At 39.6% G+C, this 19,740-nt stretch carries 21 protein-coding genes and 5 tRNA genes; 19 read left to right on the forward strand and 7 right to left on the reverse strand.

The genetic code is table 11. The annotated features are described in order from the left end of the window. Positions 1 to 159 precede the first annotated feature (159 nt). From truA to purF, 6 genes are all read left to right on the forward strand, one after another. Positions 160 to 957: a tRNA pseudouridine(38-40) synthase TruA gene (gene truA, locus AC6H44_RS04275; RefSeq protein ID WP_500737715.1), complete on the forward strand. Its 798-nt coding sequence runs from the start codon at positions 160 to 162 to the stop codon at positions 955 to 957. A 151-nt stretch (positions 958 to 1,108) separates the two neighbouring features. Beyond that, positions 1,109 to 1,984 (forward strand): acetyl-CoA carboxylase, carboxyltransferase subunit beta, encoded by an 876-nt coding sequence (accD, locus tag AC6H44_RS04280; protein ID WP_500737716.1) that lies wholly within the window; start codon positions 1,109 to 1,111, stop codon positions 1,982 to 1,984. A 25-nt stretch (positions 1,985 to 2,009) separates the two neighbouring features. Further along, entirely contained in the window at positions 2,010 to 3,275 is a 1,266-nt protein-coding gene (gene folC / locus AC6H44_RS04285) for a bifunctional tetrahydrofolate synthase/dihydrofolate synthase (RefSeq protein ID WP_500737717.1), read from the forward strand. A gap of 11 nt (positions 3,276 to 3,286) precedes the next feature. Further along, entirely contained in the window at positions 3,287 to 3,910 is a 624-nt protein-coding gene (locus tag AC6H44_RS04290; protein WP_500738375.1) for an SPOR domain-containing protein, read from the forward strand. A 198-nt stretch (positions 3,911 to 4,108) separates the two neighbouring features. Further along, the gene (locus AC6H44_RS04295) at positions 4,109 to 4,603 is read left to right on the forward strand and encodes a CvpA family protein (RefSeq protein WP_500737718.1); all 495 of its coding nucleotides are present in this window, start codon (positions 4,109 to 4,111) and stop codon (positions 4,601 to 4,603) included. A gap of 18 nt (positions 4,604 to 4,621) precedes the next feature. Next, positions 4,622 to 6,148, forward strand: a complete 1,527-nt coding sequence (purF, locus tag AC6H44_RS04300; RefSeq protein ID WP_500737719.1) for an amidophosphoribosyltransferase — start codon at positions 4,622 to 4,624, stop codon at positions 6,146 to 6,148. An 88-nt stretch (positions 6,149 to 6,236) separates the two neighbouring features. Here purF and AC6H44_RS04305 read toward each other — a convergent pair whose 3' ends face one another. Next, positions 6,237 to 6,836 (reverse strand): Yip1 family protein, encoded by a 600-nt coding sequence (locus AC6H44_RS04305; protein WP_500737720.1) that lies wholly within the window; start codon positions 6,834 to 6,836, stop codon positions 6,237 to 6,239. 168 nt (positions 6,837 to 7,004) lie between these two features. After that, a complete protein-coding gene (locus AC6H44_RS04310; protein WP_500737721.1) occupies positions 7,005 to 7,670 on the reverse strand; it encodes a hypothetical protein in 666 nt (221 codons plus the stop codon). A gap of 231 nt (positions 7,671 to 7,901) precedes the next feature. Here AC6H44_RS04310 and AC6H44_RS04315 point away from each other — a divergent pair, with 231 nt between their 5' ends. Genes AC6H44_RS04315 through AC6H44_RS04325 form a run of 3 tightly spaced genes read left to right on the forward strand, consistent with a single transcriptional unit; the run spans position 7,902 to position 8,864 of the window. Then, positions 7,902 to 8,246, forward strand: coding sequence for an ISAs1 family transposase (locus AC6H44_RS04315; RefSeq protein WP_500737722.1), 345 nt, complete (start codon positions 7,902 to 7,904; stop codon positions 8,244 to 8,246). A 2-nt stretch (positions 8,247 to 8,248) separates the two neighbouring features. Further along, the gene (locus AC6H44_RS04320; RefSeq protein ID WP_500737723.1) at positions 8,249 to 8,545 is read left to right on the forward strand and encodes an ISAs1 family transposase; all 297 of its coding nucleotides are present in this window, start codon (positions 8,249 to 8,251) and stop codon (positions 8,543 to 8,545) included. A 37-nt stretch (positions 8,546 to 8,582) separates the two neighbouring features. Next, entirely contained in the window at positions 8,583 to 8,864 is a 282-nt protein-coding gene (locus tag AC6H44_RS04325; RefSeq protein WP_500737724.1) for an ISAs1 family transposase, read from the forward strand. Positions 8,865 to 9,039: 175 nt separating this feature from the next. Here the strand turns inward: AC6H44_RS04325 and AC6H44_RS04330 are convergent, their stop codons facing one another. Further along, a complete protein-coding gene (locus AC6H44_RS04330; protein WP_500737725.1) occupies positions 9,040 to 9,708 on the reverse strand; it encodes a hypothetical protein in 669 nt (222 codons plus the stop codon). A gap of 124 nt (positions 9,709 to 9,832) precedes the next feature. Then, positions 9,833 to 10,345 (reverse strand): hypothetical protein, encoded by a 513-nt coding sequence (locus AC6H44_RS04335; protein ID WP_500737726.1) that lies wholly within the window; start codon positions 10,343 to 10,345, stop codon positions 9,833 to 9,835. A 450-nt stretch (positions 10,346 to 10,795) separates the two neighbouring features. Here AC6H44_RS04335 and miaE point away from each other — a divergent pair, with 450 nt between their 5' ends. Next, positions 10,796 to 11,554, forward strand: a complete 759-nt coding sequence (gene miaE / locus AC6H44_RS04340; RefSeq protein WP_500737727.1) for a tRNA isopentenyl-2-thiomethyl-A-37 hydroxylase MiaE — start codon at positions 10,796 to 10,798, stop codon at positions 11,552 to 11,554. Positions 11,555 to 11,625: 71 nt separating this feature from the next. On the opposite strand, the gene AC6H44_RS04345 is transcribed toward miaE, so the two are convergent. Both AC6H44_RS04345 and AC6H44_RS04350 read right to left on the reverse strand, forming a co-directional pair. Continuing rightward, complete coding sequence (locus AC6H44_RS04345; RefSeq protein ID WP_500737728.1) at positions 11,626 to 12,360, reverse strand: UDP-2,3-diacylglucosamine diphosphatase; 735 nt, start codon at positions 12,358 to 12,360, stop codon at positions 11,626 to 11,628. 116 nt (positions 12,361 to 12,476) lie between these two features. Further along, entirely contained in the window at positions 12,477 to 12,920 is a 444-nt protein-coding gene (locus tag AC6H44_RS04350; RefSeq protein ID WP_500737729.1) for a peptidylprolyl isomerase, read from the reverse strand. 155 nt (positions 12,921 to 13,075) lie between these two features. On the opposite strand from AC6H44_RS04350, the gene cysS reads away from it, so the two are divergent. Beyond that, complete coding sequence (gene cysS / locus AC6H44_RS04355) at positions 13,076 to 14,455, forward strand: cysteine--tRNA ligase (RefSeq protein ID WP_500737730.1); 1,380 nt, start codon at positions 13,076 to 13,078, stop codon at positions 14,453 to 14,455. A 141-nt stretch (positions 14,456 to 14,596) separates the two neighbouring features. Beyond that, positions 14,597 to 15,493, forward strand: coding sequence for an EamA family transporter (locus AC6H44_RS04360; RefSeq protein WP_500737731.1), 897 nt, complete (start codon positions 14,597 to 14,599; stop codon positions 15,491 to 15,493). 30 nt (positions 15,494 to 15,523) lie between these two features. Here AC6H44_RS04360 and folD read toward each other — a convergent pair whose 3' ends face one another. Next, positions 15,524 to 16,378, reverse strand: a complete 855-nt coding sequence (gene folD / locus AC6H44_RS04365) for a bifunctional methylenetetrahydrofolate dehydrogenase/methenyltetrahydrofolate cyclohydrolase FolD (RefSeq protein ID WP_500737732.1) — start codon at positions 16,376 to 16,378, stop codon at positions 15,524 to 15,526. A gap of 347 nt (positions 16,379 to 16,725) precedes the next feature. On the opposite strand from folD, the gene AC6H44_RS04370 reads away from it, so the two are divergent. From AC6H44_RS04370 to clpP, 7 genes are all read left to right on the forward strand, one after another. After that, positions 16,726 to 16,802 (forward strand) — tRNA-Pro (locus tag AC6H44_RS04370). A 54-nt stretch (positions 16,803 to 16,856) separates the two neighbouring features. After that, a tRNA-Arg gene (locus AC6H44_RS04375) sits at positions 16,857 to 16,933 on the forward strand. Positions 16,934 to 16,956: 23 nt separating this feature from the next. Further along, a tRNA-His gene (locus AC6H44_RS04380) sits at positions 16,957 to 17,032 on the forward strand. 16 nt (positions 17,033 to 17,048) lie between these two features. After that, positions 17,049 to 17,125, forward strand: a tRNA-Pro gene (locus tag AC6H44_RS04385). Between the two features lie 56 nt (positions 17,126 to 17,181). Further along, a tRNA-Pro gene (locus AC6H44_RS04390) sits at positions 17,182 to 17,258 on the forward strand. A gap of 335 nt (positions 17,259 to 17,593) precedes the next feature. Next, a complete protein-coding gene (gene tig / locus AC6H44_RS04395; RefSeq protein ID WP_500737733.1) occupies positions 17,594 to 18,898 on the forward strand; it encodes a trigger factor in 1,305 nt (434 codons plus the stop codon). 159 nt (positions 18,899 to 19,057) lie between these two features. Next, positions 19,058 to 19,675 carry an ATP-dependent Clp endopeptidase proteolytic subunit ClpP gene (gene clpP / locus AC6H44_RS04400; protein ID WP_008111041.1) on the forward strand — a complete coding sequence of 206 codons (618 nt, stop codon included), beginning with the start codon at positions 19,058 to 19,060 and terminating at the stop codon, positions 19,673 to 19,675. The last annotated feature ends 65 nt before the right edge of the window (positions 19,676 to 19,740 follow it).

The following is a 19,740-nucleotide window of genomic DNA, read 5'->3' on the forward strand; positions in this document are numbered from 1 at the left end:
TTTTGCTATCACTGATTACAGACTGAAAAACCCGTTATTAGTGCCACTAATAACGGTTTTTTGTATCACATTGTTAGGAACCCAAGTTCGCCGCTTTTATTGGAACGCCATATAGCATAAAATGCAGCGTCGATTAGCACAGTAGGTAAAGCAGTAATTATGCGAGTAGCACTTGGGGTTGAATACAATGGCGCGCGTTACAGTGGTTGGCAGCGTCAATCACATGTAAATAGTGTACAACAAGAAGTAGAAAAAGCGTTGTCTCGCATTTGTAACCATCCAGTTGACATTGTATGTGCAGGGCGCACCGATGCGGGTGTTCATGGCACTGGGCAAGTGGTGCATTTTGATACACATGCCCAGCGTGAAATGGTGGCCTTTACTTTGGGTATGAACACCTTACTACCTAAGGATATTGCTATTCGTTTTGCACAACCTGTGGTTGCAGACTTTCATGCTCGCTTTAGCGCAACCGCTCGGCGCTATCGTTATGTTATTTATAATTATGCGTTTCGTGGTGCAGTATTAAATGAGGGAGTGACCCATTTTCATCACCCATTAGATGAAGTGAAAATGCAGCAAGCTTGCCAATATTTACTAGGTGAGCATGACTTTACCTCGTTCAGGGCAATTCACTGCCAAGCAAATACAGCAACGCGAACGATTCATCATTTATCGGTACAGCGCCAAGGCGCTTATGTGATTATTGATATTAAAGCCAATGCGTTTTTACACCACATGGTACGCAATATTACTGGTTGTTTAATGGATATTGGTTTACACAAACACCAACCAGTTTGGTTAAAAGAGCTGCTTGATGTTAAAGAGCGCGCTAAAGCCAGCGCCACAGCAAAGGCAGCCGGTTTATATTTAGTGGATGTTGATTATCCTGAACATTTCAATATTCCTAAAACGCCGCTAGGGCCGTTATTTTTAGCCGATACTGATGGTAAATAGGTGTTTGTTTTTATAGGCTGTTACTCACAGGGATAACTACTAAGACCAGTTTTTTATACCGTGACAGCGTAATTCATGTTTTAATTAGAAAAATTGTTTGCATGATTAGCATGTAGACTCGCGACACAGAACAGTATTAAGAGAGTTGCAAATGAGTTGGCTAGAAAAAATCTTACCAAGAACGACTAAATCTTCAGGTCGTAAAGAAATTCCAGAAGGTGTTTGGGCTAAATGTACGTCATGTGATTCAATTTTATATAAAGCAGAATTAGAAAAATCACTGAATGTATGTCCTAAGTGCGACCACCATATGCGTGTTAGTGGCCGTAAACGCCTTGAACAATTTTTAGATGAAGGTGATCGCCATGAATTAGGCGCTCAGCACGAACCTAAAGACGTGCTCAAATTTAGAGATTCTAAAAAATACTCAGATCGTATTAATGCTGCGCAAAAAGCAAGCGGTGAAAAAGACGCGCTCATAGCAATGAAAGGAAACCTAAAAGGTATTCCCGTTGCTGCTGTTGCATTTGAATTCTCATTTATGGGTGGCTCAATGGCATCGGTAGTGGGCGCTCGCTTTGTTGACGCGGTCGATCAATGTTTAGAGCATAATATGCCGCTGATTTGTTTTTCTGCATCCGGTGGTGCACGTATGCAAGAAGCGCTTATGTCATTAATGCAAATGGCTAAAACCAGTGCCGCATTGGCTAAAATGACTGAAAAAGGCCTGCCGTTTATTTCTGTTATGACAGATCCTACCATGGGTGGGGTGTCGGCATCACTAGCCATGCTAGGCGATATCAACGTTGCAGAGCCTAAAGCTTTGATTGGTTTTGCCGGCCCGCGTGTTATTGAACAAACTGTTCGCGAAACGCTGCCAGAGGGTTTCCAACGCAGTGAGTTTTTGTTAGAGCATGGCGCAATTGACATGATTATTGACCGTCGAGAAATGCGCGATACACTGGCACGTATCTTAGCAAAATTTATGAACTTGCCTTCTACAGAACAAGAGCATAGAGTAGCGTAAATTTTAGCTTTACTGATTATATGCTATGACAAAATCAACTCCTAGCCAATCATCAAGCCTTGATGATTGGCTTTGTTATTTAGAAAGTGTTCATCCCGCCAATATAGAGATGGGGTTAGAGCGCGTCGCTCGTGTTGCTAACAACATAGAGCTTTTAACAACTTCAAGTAAAATCATTCTTATTGCAGGCACCAATGGCAAAGGTACAACAGCGCGTTGTTTAGAGTCATTATTAGTCGCGCAAGGTTATCGTGTTGGCACGTATGCGTCTCCTCATTTAATTCGTTATAACGAACGTGTGCGCGTTAATGGCAAAGAGCTTGACGATCAATACCATATAGATGCGTTTAATTTGCTTGAGCAAGGGCGAGGTGACACGCCGTTAACTTATTTTGAGTATGGCACTTTAGGGGCGCTGGCAATATTTAAGCGCTTAAAAGTTGACTATGTATTACTAGAGGTCGGTTTAGGTGGGCGTTTTGACGCCACCAATATTGTTACTCCTTATGCCAGCGTGATCACTACCATCGACTTAGATCACAAAGAGTACTTAGGTGATACACGAGAGCTAGTCGCTTACGACAAGGCGGGAATTTTCCGTGAAAATACGCCAGCAATTATTGGGGATTTAAATATCCCGCATACCATGACCGACTATGGTAAAGAAATTAACGCGAATATGCTGCTATCTGGCAGCGACTTTATTTTTAAAGAACACGCGCAGAGTTTTAGCTGGCAATTTAAAGACCACCTGCTTGAGCTTCCTAAACCGGCGATCCCGTGTCAAAATGTGGCGACTGCGCTAACAACGTTATCGGTACTCAATTTATTACCAAGCGATGACGTGATCACTCAGTGTTTAGTAAATTTAGTGGTAGAAGGGCGCTTTCAACAGTTAAGTGAATCGCCATTAGTGTATACCGATGTGGCACATAACCCTGAGTCTGCACGTTATTTAGCAACTAAGTTAGCAAGCTTTAAAGATAAAGGCTTTAAAATTCATGCATTAGTCGCTATGCTTGCTGATAAAGATAAAGCTGGTGTACTTAAAGAAGTAAGCAATGTAGTGGATGAATGGTCGTTGGCAAGCTTAGATGGCCCGCGTGGCGATAGCGCTGCTAATTTACAACAAGCACTTTTATGTGTACCCAGTAGTCACTTTAAACAAGGTTATAGTAACGTAGAGACAGCATTGGATGCTATTTTACCAAACCAGCCAAGTAATACACTATTAATTGTATTTGGTTCATTTTTTACGGTGGCTGGCGCTATTCATTACTTTAAAAAATAGAGAGAATGTCGGTGAACTCAGGTTTTATTAATCGCTTAGTCGGAACAAGTATTGTGGTGATCGCAGCAATTGTGTTTATCCCTAACATACTCGATGGTGAGAAAGTGCACTATAAAGAAGGCTTTAAAGCGATCCCAGAACGCTCTGAGTTCAAAACTATTGATTTACAAGAATCAATTGATCAACAAGTAGCAAATGCGCAGCCGTTAAAAGAAGATGAGGTTGAGGATATACAGCCTGACGATGCTGCATTTGAACAGCAAAACAGCATTACCCAAACAGACGTTACCGCACAGCCTGAAATGGTTGAGGCAATAATCCCCAACGACCAAAGCCCAACGGTGACTGGTCAAGACATGCCAACCCGTCAAGCTAATGAAAATTTAACCAGCATGGCATACGTTATTCAGCTTGGCAGCTTTTCGCATGCTGAAAATGTAAAAGCCCTACAACAAAAACTTAAATCAGCAGGTTTTAAAACGTTTACTAGGCCAGTTAAAACGCCAAATGGTACACTTACTAAAGTATTTGTTGGGCCATCACTGGATAAACAGCAGCTGCAATCTCAGCTACCAGCGCTTAAAAAACTAACCAAACTTAATGGCAAAGTGACTCAATTTGAAATAACTAAATAAAAATATACATGTGTGTTTACTTTTTTAACACCCTAACCCATTAGCATTTTATTGAATTAGACCGCCTTTTTGTATTTTTTTTATATGTTTTTTATTAAAAAAAACATATTTTTACTCAATCGTAATCTCATGCTTAAGCTTGCATAATTAGCAGGTTTAGGTATAGAATGCGGCCAAAATTAGCGACTATTGGTTCTTATGATCTGGGTTGATTACGCCATTGTTGGCATTATTGCGCTCTCTACCATTATCGGTTTAATACGCGGCTTTGTAAAAGAAGCAATGTCATTAGCCGTATGGGCAGGGGCTTTTATCATCTCCAGCTTATTTTACCACTATTTAGCTTCCTTCCTAACATCCATTTCTGAACCCCTTTTAAGAAATGCGGCGGCCATTGCCATATTATTCTTTGCGACGCTATTGTTAGGCGGTTTACTAAACTACATTTTAGGTGAGCTTGTACAGCGAACCGGATTATCTGGCACAGACCGTGTTTTTGGTGTTGTGTTCGGTGCTCTTCGAGGCGTGTTGGTCGTGAGCGCGTTACTCTTCTTTCTTGATGCTTTTACTGGTGCACCAAATACGCACTGGTGGGGCAATTCTATTTTGATTCCAGAATTTGGCTTTGTTGTTGAATGGTTCTTTTCGTACCTAGAAAACAACTCGAGCTTTTTAAATTCAGTAAACCGTTAATCGGCGAGGATAAATTACATGTGTGGTATCGTTGGAATAGTCGGAACATCGCCAGTTAATCAGGCGATTTATGATGGCTTAACCGTTTTGCAACACCGTGGCCAAGATGCTGCGGGTATCATAACTATTGAGAACAATACATTTAGCTTACGTAAAGCAAATGGCTTAGTGAAAGATGTATTTCACACTCGTCATATGAAACGCTTGCAAGGCAATATTGGCATTGGCCATGTGCGCTACCCAACGGCGGGTTCTTCAAGCTCGTCAGAGGCTCAGCCGTTTTACGTAAACTCTCCTTTTGGTATCGCCCTCGCACACAATGGTAACTTAACCAATGCAGAGTCGTTAAAAGAGCAGTTATTTTCAGAAGCGCGTCGCCATGTTAACACCACTTCTGATTCTGAAATTTTACTTAACATTATGGCGCATGAGCTAAGTAAATCAGACAAGCTAAAACTAGATCCTGAAGATATTTTCACTGCGGTTACTGAAGTTAATAACAAAGTAAGTGGCGGTTATGCAACCATCGCCATGATTATCGGCCATGGCATTGTGGCGTTTCGTGATCCCAATGGTATCCGCCCTTTAGTATTTGGTAAGCGCGAATCAGCTGCGGGCACTGAGTATATGTTTGCCTCAGAAAGTGTGGCGTTAAAGCCTGATGGGTTTGAGTTTATTCGTGATGTAGCCCCAGGCGAAGCTATTTATGTCACTGAAAGTGGTGAGTTTCACTCATTAACTTGTGCAGATAAAGTGACATACTCTCCGTGTATTTTTGAATTTGTTTACTTTGCACGGCCTGACTCAACCATTGATCGCATGTCGGTTTATGCAGCGCGTGTAAATATGGGTACTAAGCTAGGCGAAAAAATAGCGCGAGAGTGGACTGATAAAGACATTGATGTGGTTATTCCTATCCCAGAAACTTCATGTGATATTGCTTTGGAAATTGCGCGGGTACTCGATTTACCATATCGTCAAGGCTTTGTTAAAAACCGTTACATTGGGCGTACGTTTATTATGCCTGGTCAAGAAATGCGTAAAAAGTCAGTGCGTCAAAAACTTAACGCAATTGACCGTGAGTTTAAAGGCAAAAATGTATTACTGGTTGATGACTCAATTGTACGTGGTACTACTTCAGCACAAATTGTTGAAATGGCGCGCGAGTCGGGCGCTAAAAATGTTTACTTTGCATCAGCGGCACCAGAAATACGCTTTCCAAATGTATACGGCATAGATATGCCATCGGCGGCTGAACTTATAGCGCATGGTCGTGAGGTAGAAGATATTAACCAAAGCATTAGCTCTGATGGGTTAATTTTCCAATCGTTGAAAGATTTAATAGCAGCGGTTAGGCAAGAAAACCCTGAGATCACTAAGTTTGAAACCTCCGTGTTTGACGGGCAATACATTACAGGCGATATTGATCAAGACTACTTAAATCGTATCGACAAACTACGAAACGATTCAGCAAAGAGCACGCGTGAAAACGCCATGTCTTCAGGTCTAGAAATACATAATCAAGACGAAAACGAATCTGATTAATAATGTTATTACAGCCTGATAGCATTATCAGCGGTACATAAATAAGGAGCTTAAACGCTCCTTTTATGTGTTAAAACTAACGTATTAATTAAGTAAACATGGGGCTAATAATACCGTTGGTCCATAGCATGGCAGTAAGGGCTAAAATAATAACCAGCAAAATTAATCCACAGGTTACAACTGAACTGGCGTAAATAAACCCACGTTCCTGCGGAATGTGCATTAAAATAGGCACACCGGTGTAGAGTAAATACACTGAGTAAGCGAGCGCCACTAATCCAATACATACCACAAACCACAACTCAGGCCAAAACGCTGCTAATGCCGACATAAACACGGGTGTAGCGGTATAAGCGGCCAGTTCAATAGTTTGGGTAAAGGTCGGTCTAGCGCCAAAAGTAACCGCCATCCAATGTGCTAAATAGGCCAGTGCAAATACGCCGGCAATGAGGGCAACATACATGGCTGCGCCAATCAGCAGCGCACTTTCATGAGTTAAAAATACCAAACTACCCGTACCTATACTCCAGCCTAAGTAAACTGATGAGTAGTATCCCATTACAGAGGGAAATAAGGCGATAAGTAAAATGTGCGATAAGCTATAGGTTAAGCTCTCGTGACGGTTATCAATTGTTTGCCATTCTTCGAGTGGGTGGGCATATAAGCCCCATAGGTGATTTAATATCATTGCGTGCTCTCCATGGAAAGGTATATTACTGTGTGCTTATAATTGGTTTGTTTTTTATACAGTCCAATTAGTTATGGTTCAGTAATCGGCGCTTGTCAAGAGGTTACAATGTGAACAGTACTAGTAAGCATTCGTGTTTTATTGGTTATGCCTACACTTTCAGCTTTGTTAAATTAAAAGGTCTACCTTATTTGCATCGGTTAATAATTTAGTCGCTTTTTCTTGATACAGTTTAAATGTGTCATCTAATATGAAGTTATTAAAGGTATTAATTATTTCCTTCATATAAGATGCTCTTACTTGGTATGTGCTGCGCTCTGGGTAGTTTTTAGCGTCGTTATCGGATTGTTTTGAGCTCGCTGTTAAGTACTCTTTTATGTTAATTTTTTCATCAGGGTCTACATTACCTCCGCCAAAAGAAAGAATATTAAGTGTCGACTCTAAATTAAGCATTTCTTCTCTTTTTCTAGATATGATCGGATTACCAGCCTGATCTCGTCTTACAGGTTCTTTACTGCCGAATTTTTGTGTGTATTCACGATCCATATCGTTAGCAGTTTTAACAATGTAATGTAGTTCATTGGTACTCATGTTAGTAAAATCAAATTCATCATTTTTAAAGAGTGTAGCGTAAGCACTGCCTTCAATTAACGATAAATTAGAGAGTTGCTCTTGTTTTTCTATCGTTTTTTTAGGTGGTGCCTCACTATTGATACTGAGTTTTACACCTGTCTCTTTAGTATTTTTTTGCTCAGAGATATTTCCATTATCAGTTTTTGTAAAAGTAGTGGCTTTATTAAAGAAATTAGGTAGGGCATTGTTGCTAATTTTCATAAAAATCCTTTTCAAATAATTGTCTTAATGTTATCGGCGTAATTAAATAAAGCTTAAGCGCTTATTTTAATTTTTTTATAAACGGCCGATAAGGTAGAGCTTTATAAGCCGTTTATATAGTAGGGCAAACGGGTTTAAATTGATCATTTAGTCGATAATACCAGCAATCAAAACTGATCCATTGAACGATCATTTTGATCGCGGCATATAATAACTTTTGCTTAAATTTTTATGACAAAGACGACTATCAGCAAAGCTTTTGGTGAATTAACTGACCCTAGAATAAATTGTCGCTTACGGCACCCTTTAGTGAATATATTAACGATATCAATCTGTGCAATTATCTGTGGTTGTGATGATTTTTGTGCTACTGAAGAATATGGTAAATCTAAAGTAGATTGGTTTAAAACCTTTTTAGATTTAAAACATGGCATACCAGGCCATGATACATTTTCTGATGTATTAAATCGTGTAAAACCCAAAGAGTTTTCTGAGGTATTTACCAAGTGGTTGGGTCAGCTATACACCTTGTCAGTGCTTGGTCAGCCAAAAATAATTTATGCTTTGGGTAAATAAAGGTGAATGAAAAATCTAATGAGATCACCGCCATTCCTTTGTTATTGGATTTATTAGATATAAAAGGGGTAACCCTCACGATGGATACCATAGGTTGCCTGTTTGCGATAGCCGATAAAATCGTAGACGCTCAAGCAAATTATGTTTTAGCGTTAAAGAGCAATCAAAGTGAATTCCATGATGATATTAAACTATTCCTAGAAAGAAATTTGGTCAGTAGATTTAAAGTATTTCACATACCGTCAGTGAAATTATTAATGGTGATCATGGACGTATTGAGCAAAGAGCTGTTTGGTTGACCACCGATGTAAAATGGTTAATTGAGCGCCACCCTAGATGGAAAAGCATCAAGGCATTGCTATTGTGGATTCCACAAGAAAAGTTCAAGGAAAGGTATCACGTGAGCAGCGGCTTTATATTACAAGCCATGGTAATAAAAAAGCCGACTTTATTGCTAATGCAATACGAAGTCATTGGTTTGTTAAAAATAAACTTCATTGGCAATTAGATATTAGCTTCAATGAAGATCAAAACCGTTTAAGAAGTGGTTATGGAGCAGAAAATTTCTTAATGATGAATAAAATAGCACTGAATCTATTAAAGAATGAAAAAGCATAAAAGTAGGTGTTAAAACTAAGCGACTAAAAGCAGGTTGGGATAAAGCCTATATAATGAAGGTGCTAACCGTAGGCTTTTCATCTGTATAGTTTTAACCCGTTTGCCCTAAATGTGAACAATACTATTAAGCATTCGTGTTTTATTGGTTATGCCTAATAGTACACTTTTAGCTTTGTTAAATTAATAGGTCTACCTTATTTGCATCGGTTAATAATTTAGTCGCTTTTTCTTGATACAGTTTAAATGTGTCATCTGATATGAAGTTATTAAAGGTATTAATTATTTCCTTCATATAAGATGCTCTTACTTGATATGTGCTGCGCTCTGGGTAGTTTTTAGCGTCGTTATCTGATTGTTTTGAGCTCGCTGTTAAGTACTCTTTTATGTTAATTTTTTCATCAGGGTCTACATTACCTCCGCCAAAAGAAAGAATATTAAGTGTCGACTCTAAATTAAGCATTTCTGATCTTTGCCAAGATGTTAGTGGATTACCAGCCTGATCTCGTCTTTTTGTTGGTTCTTCACTGCCGAATTTTTGTGTGTATTCACGATCTATATCGTTAGCAGTTTTAACAATGTAATGTAGTTCATTGGTACTCATGTTAGTAAAATCAAATTCATCATTTTTAAAGAGTGTAGCGTAAGCACTGCCTTCAATTAACGATAAATTAGAGAGTTGCTCTTGTTTTTCTATCGTTTTTTTAGGTGGTGCCTCAATATTAATACTGAGTTTTACACCTGTCTCTTTAGTATTTTTTTGCTCAGAGATATTTCCATTATCAGTTTTTGTAAAAGTAGTGGCTTTATTAAAGAAATTAGGTAGGGCATTGTTGTTAATTTTCATAAAAGTCCTTTTCAAATTATTGTTCTAATTTTATCGGCGTAATTAAATAAAGCTTAAGCGCTTATTTTAATTTTTTTTATAAACGGCCGATAAGGTAGAGCGTTATAAGCCGTTTATATAGTAATTAGCCTTTACTTCTTACTTCATATGAGATGCCGCCATAGCTAGTGGAGTTAGAAGTCTCTTTACTTAAAACCTCCCAATAATAAGTACCTGTTTTAAATATAGAGGTAGATACAGCAACGCTGTACCCGCCAGCAACCTTTTTACCATCTTTATCAACTAACGTGACACTAAATTTATGCCCTTCATAGTTTCTTAAAATGGCAAAACCGTATTTATTGCATTTACCACCATCATAGTTAAAGCTTGCAATGACTTCTTTAGCACCCGATTTTATACTAGTATAGCGAGTAAAAATCGTGGGACTACAACGCTCTAATGCTTTGAGTGTTAGCCCTTTTTTATTTGCTTCTTCAAAATCTTGGATGGCATACAATGAGCTAATTTCATCATGAGGCTCTTGAATTTTAACTGCTGATGAGTTTGTTACGATGTCATCGGCACTAAATACACTAAAAGACAGACTTGCTGAAGCAGAAAACATCGTTATAAAAAGTAACTTTGAAAATTTCACTACTAACTATTCCTTTATGAAAATTATTTTAAAAGCGATATAAACTTGAATATATTGAAGTAATGACAAACTGAAAAAGTTACCGATATATAGGTTAGAACTTTTAGTTTTAACTCAAATTACTTCATTGTGTGTTTGAAAACTTATAAAAATCAAGTCTCTATCATTAAAGCTGGTTGTTATCAGTCTTAAAAAAGATATCATGTTTTTTACTTTTTGTCTCTAAATCCTATCCAAAAAATAAGTGTGAACTTTCCAATTTTAAAGCAAGCTTCTTTAAAGTGTTTTTATACTGTGATTAAGTCCCTTAGATTAACAAAAGAATTTCAAATTTAATTAAAATTTCTAGAGGGCCTTAAATCTGTTTAGCGGTTGTGCTTGATATATTAAACACTTGCATATTTTCGTGTTAAAATTCTCGTTATGCTCAAATAGGTTGAACTTAACGCAATGTACACAGAATTATTGGCGCCAATCCACTCATTTTTAAAGTGCGAAACCCCCGATGAGTGGGTTGAACAGGCAACCAAAAAAGAAAACTTACCCATCATATTAATTGATCACTTAATTTGTGAATTAAAAGCGGCGCAAAGTGCTATGTTTTTAATTCGTAAATATGCGGTCGATAAAGACAGCAGTGATGCTTTGCTTGAGTGGCTTAAACCGTTTGAAACCCTAATTTATAAACGCGAGGGGAACTGGCGCGATTTAGCGGCTAAAAATAAACTGACAAAGTCTATTATTCCTAAATCTAACTCACCTTATGGCCAAGATTTAATAGATAAAATGGTGATGCTGATAAAAGAAGAGCTGCATCATTTTTACCAAGTACTGGAAATTATGGATGAATACGGTGTTGAATATAAAAGTATAACCCCATGTCGTTACGCTAAAGGGATGCTGCGTAATGTTAAAACCTTTGAGCCGAATGCACTCGTTGATAAGCTTATTGTAGGGGCCTACATAGAAGCACGTTCGTGCGAGCGTTTTGCCAAACTGGCACCCCATGTCGATAAACGCTTAGGGGACTTTTATATTTCATTACTGCGCTCTGAGGCACGTCATTATCAAGATTATTTAACCCTTGCTCAAGAAATTGCTGATTTTGATATTACACAGCGAGTAAAAGAATTTGCTGAAATTGAAGCACAATTAATTACCTCACTTGATGAAGATTTTAAATTTCACAGTGGAATACCTGTTACTTAAAGTGACTAGATATCAGGGTTTCACCAGTGATAGCAGCCTAATTTAACACTATTGCGAGCTCAGCTCGTATTTTACAATGGTGTAAAAACTAATCCCTGCGACTTTGGTGTAACCACTAAATATGAGCCTTGTGTATACCAATCGCCTAATACTGTGCGTGTTAGGGTTTGGCTATTAACCTCATAGGTGTGTACTTTAGGGCGGTGAGTATGGCCGTGGATCATATTAGTGACATTATGTTTGGCAAAGGTTTCTAGTACTGCGCTTTGCACCACATCAAGAATTTCAATCGGTTTTCCTGCTTGGCTCAGCTTACTTTTTTCGCGTGCGTTTCGGGCTATTTTTTTTCGATACCATAAAGGCATTGCAAGCATCAATTTAGGCCACCACCAACCTCGGCTTTTACGCCGAAATTTTTGGTATTCAGTATCTTGCGTGCACATTTCATCGCCATGCAAAATAACGGTAGGTGTGCCGTACAAGTCGATCACTGTTTGCTCATCGAGTAAGGTCATTCCCGCCATATTGGCGTATTTATCACGCATAATAAAATCGCGATTGCCGTGCACAAAATAAATGGGAGTACCTGAGTTATTGACTGCTTTTAACTGCTTTGCAACGTCTGCTGAGAGCTTGCTAACGTAATCATCACCAACCCATACTTCAAAAAAATCACCTAAGATATACAGAGCATCTACTTTTTGAGAAACAATATATGTTTCTAAAAAACGAAAAAAAGCCGCCGTTATATCAGGTCGATTTTCACTCAAATGTAAATCTGCAATAAAGTAGGTTTGGCTAGGCATGGTGTTTCCAGTTAAATAAAAGCGGGTGAGTACCCGCTTATGTATTTTTATTCATAGAATAAAAGGATTTAGCTTACAGTGACACTTTCAATAATGACATCTTCAAGTGGGACATCTTAGTGAAATCCATTACTACCTGTTGCTACATCTTTGATTTTATTTACTACGTCCATGCCTTCTACCACTTCAGCAAACACACAGTAGCCAAAGCCTTGCGATGTTTCGCTGCTGTGGTTCAAAAAGTCATTGTTATTTACGTTAATAAAAAATTGCGCCGTAGCTGAATGTGGATCAGGTGTGCGCGCCATCGCTAAAGTACCCACTGTGTTGGACAGGCCGTTATTAGCTTCGTTTTTAATTGGATCGTTTACCTCTTTTTGTTCCATGCCCGTTGCAAAACCACCGCCCTGAACCATAAAGCCATCAATTACACGGTGAAAAATAGTGCCATTATAAAAGCCTGAGTTTGCATACTCTAAAAAGTTTTTTACTGTGTTTGGCGCTTCTTGCTCAAACATTTTAATAGTGATATCACCAAAATTTGTGTGTAGAACAACCATGAGATTTCCTGTAGCTGGTTTAAATATTAGCGCTATTTTATCGTAGTTAACCCAGATTAACAAAGTAGATGTTTGCAATAGTATAAAGCGCTAGAGCGGGGGCTTTGCAAGTGGTAACATAGCCTTTTATGTTAATCGTGAAGGAAAGCAACTAAATGGTACAAATATACAACACACTAACACGCCAAAAAGAAGAATTTAAACCTATGGTCGATGGAAAAATCGACATGTATGTGTGTGGTATCACCATTTATGATTATTGTCACATTGGTCATGCACGTACATTTGTGGGTTTTGATGTCATTGTTCGCTACCTTCGCCACTTAGGTTACGATTTAAAGTACGTACGTAATATTACCGATGTTGATGATAAAATAATCAAGCGTGCCAATGAAAACGGTGAAGCGATTAATGATTTAACCCTTCGCATGACCAAAGCGATGCATGAAGACTTTGACAGCTTAAATATGTTACGTCCTGATGTTGAGCCAACGGTCACAGGTCACATGGACGAAATTATTGCTATGGTTGAGCGCTTAATTACCAAAGGCCATGCTTATGTTGCAGCCGATGGTGATGTATTGTTTGATGTTTCTACCTTTGAGCAGTACGGCGCGCTTTCGCAACAAGATTTAACCATGCTGCAATCAGGTTCGCGTGTTGAAGTAGCACAAGATAAAGATGACCCACTTGATTTTGTTTTATGGAAAAAAGCCAAAACAGGGGAGCCTTCATGGTCATCACCTTGGGGAGCAGGGCGTCCTGGTTGGCACATTGAATGTTCAGCGATGAGTTCAAAGCACTTAGGTGAGCATTTTGATATTCATGGTGGTGGCTCAGACTTACAGTTCCCGCACCACGAAAACGAAATTGCGCAATCGTGCTGTGCCAATAATGGCAAGTACGTTAATACTTGGATCCACACCGGTATGGTACAAGTGAACAAAGAAAAGATGTCTAAGTCGTTAGATAACTTTTTTACTGTTCGTGAAGTATTAAAGCAATATGATGCTGAGTCGGTTCGTTACTTTTTAATATCAGGTCATTACCGCAGTCAACTTAATTACTCGCAAGAAAACTTAGATCAAGCACGTTCATCACTTGAGCGTATTTACACCGCATTACGTGGCGTTGAGCCAGTTGAATGTGAGCTTGAGGGTAATGAGTATGTGGCTAAGTTTAGAAAAGCCATGAATGATGACTTTAACTCACCAGAAGCATTACCGGTTGTGTTTGAAGTGGCTAAAGAGCTAAATCGTATAAAAGAAAGTGATAGCGAAAAAGCAGGACATTTAGCCTTTATTCTACGTAGCTTAGGTGAAATACTTGGCATTGCTCAACAAGCACCTGAGGCATTTTTACAAGGCGGTCAAAACGATGACGAAGTGGCTCAAATTGAGGCACTGATAGTCAAACGTAATGACGCACGTGCCAGTAAAAATTGGGCAGCAGCGGATGAAGCTCGCGATGCGCTAAATGCTCTGGGTGTGATACTTGAAGATTCAGCGGGTAAAACAACTTGGCGTAAAGCTTAGGGTTTGTTGGCCTTTGCGGATTTAGCCATAACTCGCGGATCACAAAAAAGGGTTGCCATACGGTAACCCTTTTTTGGTTATTGACCTCAATCATGGTTGAGGTTTTAAACTCGCATTCATCAATTTAAAAATGGAAAATTAATGAATATTTTACTTGCCATGATCCCTGCTTTTTTATGGGGAACGACTTATGCGGTAACTAAGTACGCAACCCCAGAGTGGCCGCCAATTTTATTAGGGGCCATACGTGCACTTCCTGCCGGTTTATTATTGTTGTTATTCAAACCTTCTTGGCCAACGGCTAAACAGTGGCCTGGCATTTTTTTAATCGGCGCAATCAATATTGCGTTGTTTTTTAGTTTTATTTTTGTCATGGCGATTAATTTACCTGCTGCGATTGCAGGTGTAGGTATGGTGTCAGTCCCTGTGGTCGCATTATTATATGCATGGCTTGTTAAGCGGCAACAGCCGGCGTTAGTGCAGGGTTTTTGTGCCCTTGCTTTAGTGGTTTTAGCATGGCGTTTATTTGACCCCCAACATGTTGCACTTAATGTCGTTGGGGTATTAGCACTGATAGGGGCGTTATTAACTATTGTTATAGGCAGTACTTTAGTGAAAAAAGTAACCGCGAAAGTACACTGGTGGACAGTATTAACGTGGCAATTAATCATTGGCGGCAGTTTGCTAGCAATTGCTGCTGCAATACAGGCTTTTTATTTTGTTCCCCAGCAGTATCAATTTTTAACGGAACAAATAAATACAACCCAATGGCTGGCGCTATTTTGGTTGGTGGTGCCTAACACCGCTTTAGCTTATATTTTATATGTGTGGTTATTAGGGCGAATGACGGTAGTTGAATTTACTTTTGGTACTATTGCCAACCCAATCGCGGGTATTTTATGCGCAGGGTTGTTGATCAACGAGCAGTATGCAAGTTGGCAGTATGCCATAATGTTATTGATGATCGTGTTTTCGGTTTTGCCACAAGGCTTGGACTTAATAAAGCGAAGAATGATGATACAAAAAGCCCGCAATTAAGTGGGCTCTTCATTGCTTTATTTTTGTTTATTAGCTGTGATATTTCTCACATGCTTCTAACGTATTTTCAATTAAGCTGGCAACCGTCATTGGGCCTACACCACCTGGTACAGGGGTAATAAAGCCAGCTTTTTGCTCTGCAACGGTATATTCAACATCGCCTACTAATTTACCGTTATCTAAACGGTTAATACCCACATCAATGACAATAGCGCCCTCTTTGATCCAATCACCCGAGATAAACTCAGGCTTTCCCACCGCAACAACAAGTAAATCAGCACGACGTACATGCATTTCTAGATCTTGAGTAAACTTATGGCAAACAGTCGTTGTACATCCCGCTAATAGCAGTTCGAGTGACATGGGGCGACCCACAATATTAGAGGCACCAACAACCACAGCATGCATGCCTTTATAACGCACACCCGTTGAGTCTAGTAAAGTGATAATACCTTTTGGTGTGCATGGGCGAAGGGCCGGCATACGCTGCGCTAAACGGCCAATGTTATAAGGGTGAAAGCCATCAACGTCTTTGTGTGGGGTAATACGCTCAAGAATTTTTTCTGCATCTAAGCCCTTGGGTAAAGGCAGTTGCACTAAAATACCGTCCACTTCAGCATCAACATTCAATTCATCGATTAACGCTAATAGTGCTTGCTCTGTAGTATCTGCTGGTAAATCAAATGATTTAGAAATAAAACCAACCTCTTCACAGGCTTTACGTTTTGAACCCACGTAAACTTGGCTTGCTGGGTCTTGTCCAACAAGCACTACTGCTAATCCAGGGGCTCTAAGATTTTTTGCAATCCGCGCTGATACTCGTTCAGCCACTGCGCTGCGCACTTGCTTTGCTACTGCTTTTCCATCAATGATGTTTGCCGTCATGGGGGACCTTTAATTAGGTTAATTAACTTGATACCGATACATTTAAAAAATGATGCATATTTAGGGGTTAAATGCCGATAAAAGAATACACCCTTATCTTATTCATTTTTTAACACACTGACCATTTTCGCAGAAAAGCGGTTAAGCGCCAAGTTGCTTTTATATTAATAAGTGCTGGAATTATAAAAAAGAGTTTAAATTTTACCTCTGTATTGTAATATTTGACCATAGTGAACTAAAAGTGAGCAATTGATTTGTTTTTAAAAAAAAACGTTTGACCTAACCCAGCCAAATCACTATTATGCACCCCGTTGTCAACGAGGTCACTCGCAAACAATAGTAAGTATCGGCGATTAGCGCAGTTTGGTAGCGCACTTGGTTTGGGTCCAAGGGGTCGCAGGTTCAAATCCTGCATCGCCGACCAATTTATGTTTATTCATAGCAAATTAACTTACTAGTAAACTATGAAGTTTTCGATGCGCCCATAGCTCAGCTGGATAGAGCAACGCCCTTCTAAGGCGTCGGTCGAAGGTTCGAATCCTTCTGGGTGCGCCATTTTGAAAACGTTTAATACTGTGGTGATTGTAGCTCAGTTGGTAGAGCCCCGGATTGTGATTCCGGTTGTCGTGGGTTCGAGCCCCATCAGTCACCCCAATTTACAAAAGAATATCGGCGATTAGCGCAGTTTGGTAGCGCACTTGGTTTGGGTCCAAGGGGTCGCAGGTTCAAATCCTGCATCGCCGACCACTTTCTTACAGGTGGTCTTAACTGCAAAGTTTAAGTATTCAAAAAATAATTTATATCGGCGATTAGCGCAGTTTGGTAGCGCACTTGGTTTGGGTCCAAGGGGTCGCAGGTTCAAATCCTGCATCGCCGACCACTCATCTAAAGCAAAACACATTTAAACTCTTCCTTAAAAGCGTAATTTATAACAACACTATTATAATTTATTAGTCTGTTTTTTATTCAATTAGCCTTGTTCTGCATAGAACTGCGTCAAATAATTGCCCCCTACACTCGACTATCATAAATATTAGGTTATAATGCCGCGTATATTTGTTTAATAATATAGTGCCTAAGGGCAGAGCAGCAATGGTATCTTCTGGTAGAACGGATTTTTTTTGAGTTTAGCGCTTGAATTTTATCAAGACGCCTATAGTTACTTTGTTTGTAAGGAAGGCGAACAGTCGCCAAAATTGAATATTGAGGTAAATCATGCAAGTTTCCGTTGAGACGACTCAAGGCCTTGAGCGCCGTCTGACCATCACCGTTCCTGCAGAGAACGTTGAGACCGAAGTAAAAAAACGCTTACAACAACTGTCAAAAACGCAGCGTATCGACGGTTTCCGTGCTGGTAAAGTACCAGTATCAGTAATCAACAAGCGTTTTGGATTAGCTGTTCGTCAAGAAGTTGCTGGCGAAGTCATGCAGCGTAATTACATTGAAGCAATTGTTGCTGAAAAAATTAACCCTGCAGGCGCACCAACATTTGCACCTAAAGCACTTGAAGCAGGTAAAGATTTAGAGTTTTCAGCCACGTTTGAAGTTTACCCTGAAGTTGAAGTTCAAGGTTTAGAAAAAATCACCGTTGAAAAACCTGCGGTAGCAGTGACTGACGAAGATTTAGCAAACATGCTAGAAACACTTCGTAAGCAACACGCTTCTTGGGCTGATGTTGAGGCTGCTGCCGGCGAGAAAGATCGCGTAACAGTTGACTTTACCGGCACTATTGACGGCGAAGAGTTTGAAGGTGGTAAAGCTGAAGACTTCCCATTAGAACTTGGCCAAGGTCGTATGATCCCAGGTTTTGAAGACAACATCGTTGGTAAAAAAGCAGGCGAAGAAGTGGTTGCTGATGTAACTTTCCCTGAAGATTACCATGCTGAAAACTTAAAAGGTAAAGCGGCTCAATTCACTATCACAGTGAAAAAAGTTGAAGCGCAAGAATTACCTGAATTAAGCGATGAGTTTGCAACTAAATTCGGTGTTACCGAAGGCGGCGTAGACGCGCTTAAAGAAGAAGTTAAAAAGAATATGACCCGTGAGCTAGACCAAGCGGTTAAAGCTAACGTTAAAGACCAAGCAATCAAAGGTCTTTTAGAGCAAAACGACGTTGAAGTGCCTAAAGCATTAATCGATCAAGAAGTGGATGCACTACGTCAGCAAGCAGCTCAACGTTTTGGCGGCAATGGTCAAAACATGCCAGAGCTTCCAGCTGAATTGTTCCATGAACAAGCTGTAACACGTGTTAAAACTGGCCTATTATTAGGTGAAGTGATTAAGGCGAATGACATCAAAGTTGATGACGCTAAAGTTGAAGCATTAATTGCAACTGTTGCATCTGCATACGAAGATCCAACAGAAGTAGTAGAATATTACAAAGCGAATGATCAACTAATGCAGCAAATGCGTAATGTAGCAATGGAAGAGCAAGCTGTTGAAGCTATTTTAGCTAAAGCAACTGTCACTGATGTTGAAAAAGCGTTTGACGACATCATGAATCCTCAGCAGGGTGCATAATAAGTCATTGACTTAAGCGCTTGCTAACGATTAAATGGCTCGTGTTACTCTGTTTATGCAGTGTGCCCGAGCCATTTTAGTTTGTGGTTCTTAATTAGCTAAAAATGATCATTATGCTTTTCTTAGAATAAGTATAAGCGCATAAGGAATTAAATAAGTATGAACACTGGTATGACAGATCCTCTCAACGCATTGGTCCCTATGGTTGTTGAACAAACAGCTAAAGGCGAGCGCTCGTTTGATATTTATTCGAGACTATTAAAAGAGCGTATTATTTTTTTAACGGGCCAAGTTGAAGACAACATGGCGAATCTAATTTTAGCGCAAATGCTATTTTTAGAGTCAGAAAATCCGGATAAAGATATTTTCTTATATATTAATTCACCGGGTGGCTCAGTCACTGCGGGAATGGCTATTTACGATACAATGAACTTCATCAAACCTGATGTAAGTACAATTTGTGTTGGTCAAGCCGCTAGCATGGGGGCATTTTTACTCTCTGGTGGCGCTAAGGGTAAACGCTTTTGTTTACCAAACTCTCGGGTTATGATTCACCAACCGCTAGGTGGTTTCCAAGGTCAGGCGTCTGACTTTGAAATACACGCAAAAGAAATACTGTCTATTAAAGATAAGTTAAATCGTCTAATGGCTGAACACACAGGCCAACCGTTGGATGTTGTTTCACGTGATACAGACCGTGATAACTTTATGAGTGCAAGCCAAGCTGTAGATTACGGCATTGTTGATTCAGTATTTACTAATCGCGGTAGCAAGTAAGTATGCCAGCAAGCAATAATGCTTGCTGATGAGAGTTACTATGCGAAAAAGATTAAATTTTGGTA

The organism is Pseudoalteromonas sp. TAP-3C (genome assembly GCF_059888565.1).